Source organism: Streptococcus salivarius (assembly GCF_000785515.1).
Lineage (GTDB): Bacteria > Bacillota > Bacilli > Lactobacillales > Streptococcaceae > Streptococcus > Streptococcus salivarius.
Map to the genome: position 1 here is coordinate 1,314,443 of NZ_CP009913.1, position 12,545 is coordinate 1,326,987.

Below are 12,545 nucleotides of genomic sequence, written 5' to 3' on the forward strand. Positions count from 1 at the left end.
GATACCAAGCCCGTTAATAGCTCTCCGCAAAAATAGGAAAGGCAACGTTGGTGCATCAGCACCTAGGCGACTTTATCTTTTTTGCCCAGAGCTTAGGGCGGGTTCAAATCCTTTCTGTAATTTAGGAATATGTATATCTGATATAAGAGGAAGACGAACTAACACGTTTAATCGCCTTTTAAACTCCTCTCTATCAACTTAATAATAGGTTTATAGTTTTAATTTAAGCAACCAGTCGCGGTCAACTTTACCATCACCAACTGGAAAATCGTGTTCTGCGAACTTTTCGAAGCCATATTTATCGTAAAATATCTGTGCTTTGAAATTCCTTTCCCAAACACCCAACCAGGCCCAATCACAACCTAGATCACGAGCTTCTTGTAGGGCGAATTCAAAAAGTTGCTTACCCAAGCCCATGCCTTGGAAGGCCTGACTGATATAAATACGTTGAATTTCAAAGGCATTATCCAAATGCTGCTCTGTTTGAGCAGAACCTACATTAGTCTTTAGAAAACCTGCCTTTTCACCATCAACGAGAATGAAAAAGTAACGCGATTCTTCATGAGTGATTTCATCTAAGAGGACTTCCTCAGAAAGTGCAGTGTCAAAGTAACCTTGCAACTGGGCTTCGGTATTATCATGAGCAAAAGTCTCTCTAAAGGTATCTTCGGAGATAACTTTTAATTCTGCTACTTCTTCCGGAAGAACCTTACGAATAACGACTGACATGACAACCTCCTAAACCTTATTTAAACTGTTCTGAGAAGCGAACATCCCCTTGGTAGAAACCACGAATATCGTTGATACCATAACGAAGCATGGCAATACGTTCTTGACCAAGACCGAAGGCGAAACCTGAGTATTCTTCAGAATCAACGCCTGACATCTCAAGCACTTGTGGGTGAACCATACCAGCACCGAGGATCTCGATCCAACCTGTCTTCTTACATACGTTACATCCTTTACCACCACACTTAAAGCATGACACGTCAACTTCAACTGAAGGCTCAGTGAATGGGAAGTAAGATGGACGCAAACGGATTTGACGTTCTGCACCAAACATTTTTTGGATAATCATTTCAAGCGTTCCCTTAAGATCACCCATTGAGATGTTTTTACCAACGACCAAACCTTCGATTTGGTGGAACTGGTGACTGTGAGTCGCATCATCTGTATCACGACGGAAAACACGTCCTGGTGAGATCATCTTAAGTGGACCTTTAGAAAAATCGTGTTTATCAAGTGTACGAGCTTGGACAGGACTTGTGTGTGTACGAAGCAAAATTTCTTCCGTAATATAGAAGGTATCTTGCATGTCACGGGCTGGGTGATCCTTAGGCAAGTTCATACGTTCAAAGTTATAATAGTCAGTCTCAACTTCAAAACCATCAACGATTTGGAAGCCCATCCCCAAGAAAATGTCTTCGATTTCTTCAGCTGTTTGGCTAAGAATATGACGATTACCGAGTTTGACTTGGCGTCCAGGAAGGGTTACGTCAAGACTTTCAGAGTCAAGTTGTGCTTGAATTTTAGCAGCTTCAACAACTTTAGCGGCTTCGTCAAAAGCTTCAGTCAAAACGTCACGAACTTCGTTGACCATTTTACCAACTTTAGGGCGTTCTTCATTAGGAAGGTCTTTAAGCCCCTTCAAAAGATCCGTCAAAGAGCCTTTTTTACCCAAAACTGCAACACGCAATTCTTGTAATTCTTTAGAGTGTTCACCACGCATTTCAGCCAATTTAGCCTGCGTTGATGTTTTCAACTCTTGCAATTGTGTTTGTAAATCCATGAGATTCCTTTCTGATGTAACAATTTCGAATCGCAAACAAAAAACCACATGCCAAAACTCCAACCCGGAGCGTTGACACGCGGTACCATCCGTTTTTTATCTGGTTACCCAGACCTTGATTCGTCAGTCGTTTTCATGAGTGAATTCGCCGAACTTCCCTTGAGGAGGCTTCCAGTCCATGACCTCCAATCCCTGTCAATTTCCATAAGGTTACTAGTCTCTACGACTTCTATTCAATTACTATCAATTTTACCAAAAAAACAAAAAGCTTTCAAGAGCTGACAAAGAATCCTTTAGTTAATGCCAAAATGGAAAATATGTCTAAGATAATTGACATACCTATATAAATTTGCTACAATTATGTCAGATATAGTTGACATAATTGATAAATTGCGACTTACAGCAACACATTAGCTTGTCTTTCAGAAGGAGGCCCATTATGAATCATGTCAGGGAATTTAGAAAGAATTTAGGGCTTTCGCAATTAGAACTTGCAAAGTCTATTGGTGTTTCCCGACAGACCATTAACATGATTGAGAATAACAAGTATAACCCAACACTTGAGCTCTGTCTTAATCTAGCTAAAGCACTAGATACTGATCTTAACAGTCTCTTTTGGGATGGAAATTGCGAATAGAAATATAAGATAGAAAGAGGTAAATTATGGTTAAAGAAACTTTCACTGATAAACTAATCAAACGTTTTTACGGTATTACTGGACCTTTAGATGAACAAAAGCGCCAACAGGTTGATCGAATGGGTAACATGGCTTTCGTTGTTCTCTTCTATATTTTAATTTTTGGTAATTGTATTGCCTTTCTTCTAAGCTCTAAGTATCCCGAACTTGTGGCTCGTATTTATCCTGTTCTACTTTTGATTATCATTCTGGTAGTTAGTAGCATCCTTACTTATAAGTTTAAGATGAGTGCTGTTAACGCTATTGACGAGGAAGAACTGACTGAGAAAGAGAAAAAACAACTTAAGCACGTGGGGCTTAAGTCAGGTTTATTCTTTGGCGTTTTTATGTTCTTAGGCATGCCCCTGATTCAATTACTAGTTAATCATAAAGACTATTTGACAGAATTATTCTCAGTCCGAAATATCCTGTCAGGCATTTTTGAGGCTATCCTTTTTGGGGCTATCATGCAACGCTTTGTAAATGCTCGTATCAAACAAGCCAAATCTCAAGCTGATAAAGATGACCAATAAACTCAAAAAGACAAAGAAAAAATCCAGGTTTCCCAGCCTGGATTTTTTGCTTGAAAGAAGACTTCTTAGACTTGTATACGCGAAGCCTAAATGTGTCCAGAAAATCGTATCTTAACACATACACTATAACTAACTTCAAAAAACACCATATCCCCATATGACATTTCCTTAAATATTGTAACATGTCAGTGCAAAATGACAAGTCACCCTCTCTCTCATAAACCCTAAAATCCTAATCATAGCCCTTGTTATGCCATTTTACGCAATCGATTGCGTAATTTTGAAAGCGCAAACTTAATTATTTTCTGAAAGTCCTTACAAATTTTTTGAGACTATGAAAAAAGATAGTGATAAAGCTATCAACTATCTTTCATGAAAATATAATCTATTTTTAGTCTAAATCAAGGTCTTTTAGTTTGACCGAAACGATTTTCGAGACACCTGATTCCTGCATAGTTACCCCATAAATAGAGTCTGCTGCAGACATCGTTCCCTTACGATGGGTAACTACAATAAATTGACTAGACTTGTCAAAACGATTAAGGTAGTCACCGAAGCGTTTAACATTGGCTTCATCCAAAGCCGCTTCTACTTCGTCTAGGATAACAAATGGAATGGTTTTAACACGAATGATGGCAAAGAGAAGGGCCAGAGCTGACAAGGCCTTCTCACCACCAGACATAAGGTTAAGCGATTGAATTTTCTTACCTGGTGGCTGCACAGAAATTTCTACCCCAGCCTCTAGGAGATTGTCTGAGGTCAAAATCAAGTCTGCTGAACCTCCACCAAACATCTGGGTAAAGGTCTGTTTAAAGCTTTCTCGGATAGCCTCAAAGGTTGCTTTAAAGCGTGATTTCACTTCATCATCCATGTCATTTATGGTATTCAGAAGGAGGCTCTTAGCTTCGAGCAAATCATCCTTTTGTCCGTTCAAGAAATCAAGACGTTGCTTAACCTCTTCAAACTGGGCAATAGCATCTACATTGACCGGACCCAAAGCTTTAATCGAACGCTCAAGACCTTGCAAATTCTGGCGTGTTTGTTCGACATTGTCAAGAGGACTAGCCTGACCTTTGGCGACTTCAAGTGTCATCTGATAATCTTCAGCCAACTGAGTCGCAAACTTACGAAGCGATTGACTAATCTGACTTTCACGTTCTTCCAAGCGAGTCTGCTGACGAATCAAGTCCTCGTTACGATTGCCAGCTTTAGCCAAACGCTCCTCCAAGTCTTCCAACTGACCTTCGTAATCTTGCACCTGAATCTTGGCACGGACAAGAGCTTGCTCCAAATCGTCCTTACGTTGGACAGCTTCTTTATGCTGTGCTTGCAAATGCGGAAGGCGGTCAGTTTGGTCATCATTGACCTGATTATTAAGGAGCGCTTTAAGACTATCCGATTCCTTCATTAACTCAGACAAGTCGGCTTGAAGACGATTGCTCTCTGTCTTAGCAAAACGCAATTCTGCTTGCAAATCACGTTCCTTCAACTGAAGTTCAGATTGCTTGTCTAAGAGAACCTGTTTTTGTTGGCCAAGTGCATCTTTGTCTTCCTTAATAGCTTCAATACGGTCGTTAATGACCTCACGCTTGGATGCAATTTGTGCTAACTCTGCTTTAAGTTGTTCAGCCTTGTCTTGAAGATTTGCTCCATCAGTTCCCTGAGAATCCTGTTTGAAACTATCCACTAGGGTTTGATTTTTCTCCACCTCTGACAAGGCTTGTTGGTGTTCTAAGTCTAGTTTTTGCTCCTGAAGACGAGCATTTTCACCATCTACCTTAAGGTCTTCTAACTCTTTCTGTAGAGCCTTACGTTTGATCTTGAGGGCTTCAACTTTAGCTTCACTATCACTTAATTGAGCCTTAATCTGGTTAATTTCAGTAGTTAATGCATCCAGTTCAGGCTTGATAAAGAGATTATTGTTTTGTTTGTTGGTACCACCAGCGAAGGCACCACCGGGACGAATCTCAGACCCGTCAAGAGTAACCATACGAACTTGGAAACGAACCGCTCGAGCTGCCTTATTAGCATTGTCAATGGTATCAAAGATTGCCGTTACCCCTAGGAGGTTTTGGAAAATGTTAGATAAGCGGTCCTCATAGGTAACCAAATCGGAAGCCATACCAATAAAGCCAGGTGCATTGGCTAGACTTTGGGCAAATTGTCCGTTAAGTTGACGTGGTTTAATAGTGGTCAACGGCAAGAATGTCGCACGACCCTGACGATTGCGCTTCAAGTAGTCAATCGAACGCTTAGCAGCCGCTTCGTCCTCCACAATAATATTTTGCCCACTAGCTCCCATTGCGATTTCAAGAGCCGTCTGATAGCGCGTATCAAAGGTCAAGTGTTCACTAACTGCACCAATAATTCCTTGAATGGATTGGGCATTTTGAAGGACAGCCTTAACCCCTGCATAGAAATTACTATGATTTTTTTGGATAGACTCTAAACTTTGACGACGAGCATCTTTACTCTTAAGGTGATCCATGAGGTCAAACATCTGCTTTTGAGCCTCTTGATAGTCCTTATCAAGAGCCTGATAAGCCTGGGCCTTTTCTTTGTAGCTAGCTAAGAGGCTTTGAAGACTCTCTTTGGCTGCTTGATAAGCTTTTTGGGTTTCGCTAGCCACTTCCTGAGCGGAAAGCAAATCTGCCTGAGCTTGTTTATATTCTTCAGCTTGAGCTTCTAATGCTTGTGTCTGACTGTCCATGTCGTGAGTGACCTGAGTCAAACTGTTAGAAACCTTGGCTTCCTCCTGCATCAGACCAACATAGTCCTCACGTAAACGTTCAATAAGCGTATCTGGGTCATCAGAAAATTGCTCTAGTTCTTTTTGAATAGCAATCAGCTCCTGGGCAAGGCTATCCAACTCAGCATTCAATTCAACTTGGCCTTGATTAACCTTATTGAGTGCTGTCTGAGCTTCTTCTTTCAAATGCTCTAACTCACTGAGACGAGCTTCAGTTTCTTCTTTTTTCTCTGAACGCTGCTGACTCTCCATAGTATAAAGATCAATTTGACGCTCAAAGTCACTAATAAGACGTGTGACATCCACCAAGGTTTGTTGGTCAGAAGAAATTTGTTCTGAAATTTGATGTCGTTTCTGTTTGAGCTCCTGGTTCTCAGTCTCTAGACGATGACGTTCCTCATAATAGCTGGTTAATTTTTCCTTGACCGCTGCCAAATCCTCTTGGGTCTGGCTCAACTCAGATTTACCAACTTCAATATCGTGGACCAAAAGGTTAAGCTGAGTCTGTCTACGCTCTTCATCTAATTCCAAGTAACGTTTGGCAGTCGCAGCTTGCTTTTCAAGCGGTTTAACCTGACCGTCCAGCTCGTAGATGATATCTTCCAAACGATCAAGATTATCCTGAGTTTGATTAAGCTTGCTTTCCGTTTCTTTCTTACGTGTCTTATATTTGAGAACCCCTGCTGCTTCTTCGAAAATAGCGCGGCGTTCTTCAGGTTTGGCATTAAAAATAGCCTCAACACGACCTTGGGAAATAATGGAAAAAGAATCACGCCCCAGGCCTGTATCCATAAAGAGGTCATGAATATCACGCAGACGAACCTTACGACCATCAATCAAGTAATCATTGTCACCGTTTCGATAAATGTGACGCTCCACACGAATGGTTTCACCAGCACCCGCGATAAAGCCATCACTGTTATCAAGAGTGACTGCCACTTCCGCATAGTTGAGAGCCTTACGAACCTCTGTCCCTGCAAAAATAACGTCAGGCATCTTGCCTCCACGCAAACTCTTGGCAGATGATTCACCCAATGCCCAGCGTAGACTTTCTGTAATATTTGATTTTCCCGATCCATTTGGACCTACAACGGCTGTCACTCCCTTGTCAAAGACGACTTGCGTCTTGTCCGCAAAGGATTTAAAGCCCTGCATTTCAATTGATTTCAAATACATGCTTAATTTCCTAGTTGTTCAAGGGCAGCCTTAGCCGCTGCCTGTTCAGCTAATTTCTTAGATTTTCCAAGACCTGTGCTGAGCTCCTTACCATCAACAGCTACCTGCATAGTAAATTCTTTGGCATGAGCTGGTCCAGACTCATCAATAACGGTATAAGTAATATCAACCGTACCATTGACCTGAAGACGCTCTTGCAAGGCTGTCTTATAGTCTGTTACGCGGTCAAAGTTCCCCTTTTCAACCTGAGGAATCATGACCTGATTCAAGAATTTCTCAACTGCAGGCAAACCTTGATCCAAATAAAGAGCACCGAGGAAGGCCTCCCAGAGGTCACCAAGGATAGTGGCACGTTCACGTCCACCAGATTTTTCTTCCCCTTTACCAAGACGGATATACTGCTCGAAACCACAGGCCTTGGTAAAACCTGCCAAGCTCTCTTCACGAACGATAGTACTGCGCATCTTAGACATTTCCCCCTCTGGCTTGTTAGGGTAGCGTTTGTAAAGATAAACAGAAATGACTAATTGCAGAGCCGCGTCTCCTAAAAATTCCAAACGTTCATTATGTGAAATGTTTAGGAGGCGGTGCTCATTGGCATATGAGGTATGGGTAAATGCTGTTTCTAAGAGCTCTTTTTGGCTAAAAACAATACCAAAATCCTGCTCAAGTTTTTGTTCAAGTTGATTCATAAAACTTCCTTTCTTTTTAAGCACACTAACTCTAATTATATCAAAAAAAGCAAATTTTCATGATAGAAAACTGCTTTTAGAGCCTATATCCCTGATTTTTGTGAGATTTAACCTATTCGACTAAAAAAAGCTGAGCAAGCTGCTCAACTTCATTTTCTTAATAATCTGGACGAACAACACCTGTAACTGTCTCACGTGTTGCTTCGACATCTTCTTCAAGGACAACCTTGATGATACGCTTGGCTTCTTCTGAAGTACATGCAACCAATGGCAAACGAAGTGGTCCAACTTCGAAACCAAGATGGTTAAGAACAGCCTTAACAGGTGCAGGGCTTGGTACTGAGAAGAGAGCGTTAACTTTAGGAATGAATTTACGTTGGATAGCTGCTGCTGTCTTGAGGTCACTATTTTCAATAGCTTCAAGCATGGCATGCATCTCATCACCGTTTGTATGAGAGGCTACTGAGATGACACCGTTAGCACCAAGGTTCATAGCGTGGAAGGCATCCCCATCTTCACCGGTATAAACCAAGAAATCTTCAGGTTTGTGCTCGATAAGGTAGGCCATATTAGCAAGGCTGGTACATTCTTTAACACCAATGATATTTGGATGTTCAGCCAAACGAAGCATGGTATCAGGAGCCATTTCAACAACCACACGACCAGGGATGTTGTAGATGATAATTGGCAAATCAGAAGCATCCGCAATGGCTTTGAAGTGTTGGTACATACCTTCTTGTGATGGCTTGTTGTAGTAAGGCACGATAGCAAGACCAGCTGCGAAACCACCAAATTTGGCAACTTCTTTAGCAAACTCGATTGAGTCGCGTGTATCGTTGGTACCGACACCAGCAATCAATGGCACACGTCCATTAACAATTTTCTGAACAGCCGCAAAGAGTTCCAACTCCTCATCGTGAGTAAGTGTTGGACTTTCAGCCGTTGTTCCCGCCAAAAGAAGAGCTTCTGTATGGTGAGCCAAAAGATGCTCAATCAATTCTGGAAGGACATCATAATTGATTGATCCATCTTCGTGGAAAGGTGTAATAAGGGCTGTGATCAGTTTGACATCTCTTAATTGATCAATTGACATAATATTCTCCTTCAACCGTTTTCTAATCCTTTCCATTTTACCATAATTTTGACCAGACAGACAGATAAGTTGACAATTTTCTGAAAACATGAGGACTGACTGTTTCAATTGATGGCCAATAAACAAAAAACAGAGAGAAGTCTCTCTGCTTTATAGGATTCAGCATGATTTTAGTATTCAAGTACAACACTAAATCCTTACTGATTTCTGTTTCGCTCCCTATTTCAATTCAAATTTCAATTCTGAAGTTGAGCGAACCAAACCACGTTCGTGAAGTGTTTCTGCGATTTGGACTGAGTTCCAAGCGGCACCTTTAAGGAGGTTATCTGAAACAACCCACATGTGGATACCTTTTTCAGCATCCAAGTCTTTACGGATACGTCCGACGAATGTATCACGTGAACCTACAGCATTAACGGCTTGTGGGTAGACTTGGTTAGCAACGTCGTCTTCAAGGACTGCACCTGGGAATTCTGCAATAGCAGCTTTCACTTCGTCAATTGGTGCCACTTCTTTTGTTTCAATGTAGACTGACTCTGAGTGAGCTGACAAGACTGGAATACGCACACATGTTGCTGATACAGCAATGCTATCGTCTTCCATGATTTTCTTAGTTTCGTTTGTCATCTTCATTTCTTCGTAAGTGTAGTCATTTTCAGTGAAGACGTCGATTTGAGCCAAGGCGTTAAAGGCGATTGGATAGTGTTTCTTATCACCACCACATGGCAAGATTTCAGCTTTGACATCACGTGGGTTAACGCCATCATTCAAAACTTCTTTCAACTCACGTTGTGTTTCAAGGATTGCTCCCATACCAGCACCTGATACGGCTTGGTAAGTTGACACGATGATACGGTCCAGGCCCCATTTTTGACGAACTGGCTCAAGGGCAACCATCATTTGAATAGTTGAACAGTTAGGGCAAGCAATAATACCGTTGTGAGCATCAAGCGCATGTGCATTGACCTCAGGTACAACCAATGGTACATCTGGGTTTTGACGGAAGTATGATGTATTATCAACGACTACTGCACCAGCTTTAACGGCGTATGGTGCATATTTAGCAGAGGTAGATCCACCAGCTGAGAAAAGTGCAATATCTACACCTTCAAATGCGTCTTCAGTCGTTTCTTCGATGGTCACGTCTTGGCCTTTAAATTGCAAGACTTTGCCTGCAGAACGAGCAGACGCAAGGTAGCGAATGTTATCGATTGGAAGTGTTGATTCTTCCAACATTTTAATCATTTGAGCACCGACGGCACCTGTAGCACCGACAACAGCAACTGTGTATCCCATAGTAAAACCTCTTTCGGAATTTTCTATCAATTTAGTTTAGTGAATCTATTATACTACGTTTAAGCCCAGTTGAAAAGGGTTAAAAGGCCAAGAATAAAGAAAAGCCCCTACCAAATGGTAAGGGATAGGAGGCATCTTTCGATGAGAGTAGCAGGTTCACACAACTACTCAAGGTCCGCTCCTGCGTTACAATCTAATGTAGACCTCCTCAGCGCAAAAGGCTCCAAAGAGCCAATCGACTCATCGCATGTTTCTATTCTAGCATATTGAACGACAGAGTCAAGCTCTTGATTTCTATAAATACTTACTTGCCTCACGAATGCTAAGAGATGCCATTTGACTAGCATGTTGATCAATAAAAGCCCGAACCCAATCAGGATTTACCTTTGAGTAATTGCGCAAACTCCAACCGATAGCCTTATTAATGAAAAACTCTGTCTGCCCAAAGTTGTTACAGATAACCTCTGCTAGGAGAGCAGTATCTGTCAAATCTTTACGCATAAGCTGGTGGTCAATGGCAATACGTCTCAACCAAAAATCCTCATCAAGACTCCATTGGCGCATGATATTCTTGGTTTCTGGATAGTGAAAAGTAACCTCTCCGATGATAAGGTCCAATTGATCTATACTGTCCCACCATGATTTGGTTTGAGCCAATTCCTTTAGCTTTGGAAAATCTTCAGGTCTAAGCTCCTTCTTCTTTTTATCCAGATAATCCATAGCAATATATTGAAACTCACGGTAAGGTTGCTGCCAACACTCTTCCACAAAAGTCCAATCAATTGGATTTTTTATGAAAGGCTTAAAAAACTCTCTTTCAATCTTTTTGAGAATTGGTTTTTGAACGCCAAGAAAGCTGAATTTATTTTTCATATAAGCTTCCATTGCTGGGACTTTCGTTGAATCAGCTTGGTCTTCTAACAATTTCAAAAGAATGTTTGTATCCATATGATTTCTTCTTTTTTACATCAATGGTCCAATCAGAGAAAAGAGATAGCCACCTAGACGATGAGCCATAGGCATTTTCGACAAACTTTCCAGAGTAACTTCCTCTGAGAGAGCCTGGGTTTTCTCAAAATCTTGTTCAATCTTAATCACTTCCAGATTTTTATAAAGATAAATACCATCTTCAAAATTTTGATAGAGGCTTCGGTAGTCTGTGTTAATAGTGCCTACCACAGCTTGTTTGGCATCAGAAACATAAACTTTTGCATGGACAAAGCCTGGGGTATAACGGAAAATACGGACGCCAGCCTCCAAGAGGGCTTTAAAATAGGTAGTCGCAATATCAAAGGCATACTGTTTATCCGGAATTCCTGGCATAATGATACGAACATCAACACCTCGTCTGGCCGCAAAGGTCATGGCTCGAACCAATTCGTCATCCAAAATCAGATAAGGCGTCATGATATAGACATAATTAGTTGATGTATTTAGAAGATGTAAATAAACATTTTCGGCAACCTTGTGGTAGGTCAGCGGTGAATTGCCATAAGGGAGTACAAAGCCTTGACTCTTTCTTTGTTGAGGTTTTTCTTGTAGATAGTACTCCACATCCGTTTTATCCTCTATTCCAGTCACTGTCCACATGGTCAAAAAGAGAGCTTTTAGCGTTTGAACTGCTGAACCATCTAAACGAAGGGCTGTGTCCTTCCAATGACCAAAGCGTTCTCGTTTATTAACATACTCGTCAGCGATATTAACGCCACCAGTATAAGCAACTTGACCATCAATCACTGTAATCTTTCGATGGTCTCGGTAATTGTAATAGGTTGATAGAACGGGTTTGACTGGTGAGAAGGCCTGGGCTTTAATGCCAACCTTGTGTAGTCGCTCAATATAATCGTAGGACAAGGTAGTCATCTCATTCATCCCATCAAACATGACACGAACGTCCAGACCTGCCTTGGCCTTCTCCTCTAAAATTGTTAAAATCTCGCCCCACATGATTCCTTCGTCAATGATGAAATATTCCATGAAGATATAACTCTCCGCCTTTTTCAAATCCTCCAACAAGGCTGGAAGCATGTCATCTCCAAGTGGAAAATAGGTAACCTCTGTGTTTCTGTAGATAGGAAACTGTGCTGGACTATGCTCCAAAAAATAAGCTAATTTCTGTAATTGGCGATCACTTTGGGATAAATAATCAGCAACTTCTGGATTGGTGCTTAAATGGTCGGATGCCTGCACTGTAGCATCCTCAAGCCGTTTCTTCAAGCGTCTGACACCCAAATCAGCCAGTGAAAAGTAAAGCAGAGCCGTCCCAAAAATTGGAAAGAGGGCAATGATAATCATCCAGGACAGTTTGGAACGAGAATCCATGGAACGATTGAGCAAGTAAAAGAAGGTAAAGACACTCAACAAGTGTTCCCATAAGATAATGGATGGGAAATGCTCTTGTAGGCTGAGATATGAAAAGACAAGAAAGGCCAATTCCAGTAAGAAGAACAGGAGGATGGGAACCTTTCGGTTAAGTAGAATTTTGCCCCATCTGGAGGGCTTTTGGGGTAACAGTCTAGCACTTTGTTCTTGAGTCATATA

The 12,545-nt window shown here is 41.4% G+C and carries 10 protein-coding genes; 2 read left to right on the top strand and 8 right to left on the bottom strand.

The genetic code is table 11. The features are described 5' to 3' along the window. Nucleotides 1–210 precede the first annotated feature (210 nt). Both SSAL8618_RS06320 and pheS read right to left on the bottom strand, forming a co-directional pair. Entirely contained in the window at nucleotides 211–729 is a 519-nt protein-coding gene (locus SSAL8618_RS06320) for a GNAT family N-acetyltransferase (RefSeq protein ID WP_038676209.1), read from the bottom strand. A gap of 16 nt (nucleotides 730–745) precedes the next feature. Beyond that, entirely contained in the window at nucleotides 746–1,789 is a 1,044-nt protein-coding gene (pheS, locus tag SSAL8618_RS06325; RefSeq protein WP_004182138.1) for a phenylalanine--tRNA ligase subunit alpha, read from the bottom strand. 439 nt (nucleotides 1,790–2,228) lie between these two features. On the opposite strand from pheS, the gene SSAL8618_RS06330 reads away from it, so the two are divergent. Both SSAL8618_RS06330 and SSAL8618_RS06335 read left to right on the top strand, forming a co-directional pair. After that, complete coding sequence (locus SSAL8618_RS06330; RefSeq protein ID WP_037611417.1) at nucleotides 2,229–2,426, top strand: helix-turn-helix transcriptional regulator; 198 nt, start codon at nucleotides 2,229–2,231, stop codon at nucleotides 2,424–2,426. A 26-nt stretch (nucleotides 2,427–2,452) separates the two neighbouring features. Further along, nucleotides 2,453–2,998: a DUF3278 domain-containing protein gene (locus tag SSAL8618_RS06335; protein ID WP_038676212.1), complete on the top strand. Its 546-nt coding sequence runs from the start codon at nucleotides 2,453–2,455 to the stop codon at nucleotides 2,996–2,998. 391 nt (nucleotides 2,999–3,389) lie between these two features. Here SSAL8618_RS06335 and smc read toward each other — a convergent pair whose 3' ends face one another. The 6 genes from smc to cls form a co-directional block, all read right to left on the bottom strand. Then, nucleotides 3,390–6,923 (bottom strand): chromosome segregation protein SMC, encoded by a 3,534-nt coding sequence (gene smc, locus SSAL8618_RS06340; RefSeq protein WP_038676214.1) that lies wholly within the window; start codon nucleotides 6,921–6,923, stop codon nucleotides 3,390–3,392. A gap of 2 nt (nucleotides 6,924–6,925) precedes the next feature. Beyond that, entirely contained in the window at nucleotides 6,926–7,615 is a 690-nt protein-coding gene (gene rnc, locus SSAL8618_RS06345) for a ribonuclease III (RefSeq protein ID WP_038676215.1), read from the bottom strand. 157 nt (nucleotides 7,616–7,772) lie between these two features. Beyond that, a complete protein-coding gene (gene dapA, locus SSAL8618_RS06350; protein WP_038676217.1) occupies nucleotides 7,773–8,708 on the bottom strand; it encodes a 4-hydroxy-tetrahydrodipicolinate synthase in 936 nt (311 codons plus the stop codon). Nucleotides 8,709–8,927: 219 nt separating this feature from the next. Next, a complete protein-coding gene (locus SSAL8618_RS06355; RefSeq protein ID WP_003093217.1) occupies nucleotides 8,928–10,004 on the bottom strand; it encodes an aspartate-semialdehyde dehydrogenase in 1,077 nt (358 codons plus the stop codon). A gap of 294 nt (nucleotides 10,005–10,298) precedes the next feature. Further along, nucleotides 10,299–10,952 carry a DNA alkylation repair protein gene (locus SSAL8618_RS06360; protein ID WP_038676220.1) on the bottom strand — a complete coding sequence of 218 codons (654 nt, stop codon included), beginning with the start codon at nucleotides 10,950–10,952 and terminating at the stop codon, nucleotides 10,299–10,301. Between the two features lie 15 nt (nucleotides 10,953–10,967). Continuing rightward, nucleotides 10,968–12,542: a cardiolipin synthase gene (gene cls / locus SSAL8618_RS06365; RefSeq protein ID WP_038676223.1), complete on the bottom strand. Its 1,575-nt coding sequence runs from the start codon at nucleotides 12,540–12,542 to the stop codon at nucleotides 10,968–10,970. Nucleotides 12,543–12,545: the final 3 nt, after the last annotated feature.

Bases quoted from the DNA above. Each gene is read 5' to 3' on its own strand.
- SSAL8618_RS06320 (WP_038676209.1), bottom strand. From the start codon at position 729: ATGTCAGTCGTTATTCGTAAGGTTCTTCCGGAAGAAGTAGCAGAATTA.
- pheS (WP_004182138.1), bottom strand. From the start codon at position 1,789: ATGGATTTACAAACACAATTGCAAGAGTTGAAAACATCAACGCAGGCT.
- SSAL8618_RS06330 (WP_037611417.1), top strand. From the start codon at position 2,229: ATGAATCATGTCAGGGAATTTAGAAAGAATTTAGGGCTTTCGCAATTA.
- SSAL8618_RS06335 (WP_038676212.1), top strand. From the start codon at position 2,453: ATGGTTAAAGAAACTTTCACTGATAAACTAATCAAACGTTTTTACGGT.
- smc (WP_038676214.1), bottom strand. From the start codon at position 6,923: ATGTATTTGAAATCAATTGAAATGCAGGGCTTTAAATCCTTTGCGGAC.
- rnc (WP_038676215.1), bottom strand. From the start codon at position 7,615: ATGAATCAACTTGAACAAAAACTTGAGCAGGATTTTGGTATTGTTTTT.
- dapA (WP_038676217.1), bottom strand. From the start codon at position 8,708: ATGTCAATTGATCAATTAAGAGATGTCAAACTGATCACAGCCCTTATT.
- SSAL8618_RS06355 (WP_003093217.1), bottom strand. From the start codon at position 10,004: ATGGGATACACAGTTGCTGTTGTCGGTGCTACAGGTGCCGTCGGTGCT.
- SSAL8618_RS06360 (WP_038676220.1), bottom strand. From the start codon at position 10,952: ATGGATACAAACATTCTTTTGAAATTGTTAGAAGACCAAGCTGATTCA.
- cls (WP_038676223.1), bottom strand. From the start codon at position 12,542: ATGACTCAAGAACAAAGTGCTAGACTGTTACCCCAAAAGCCCTCCAGA.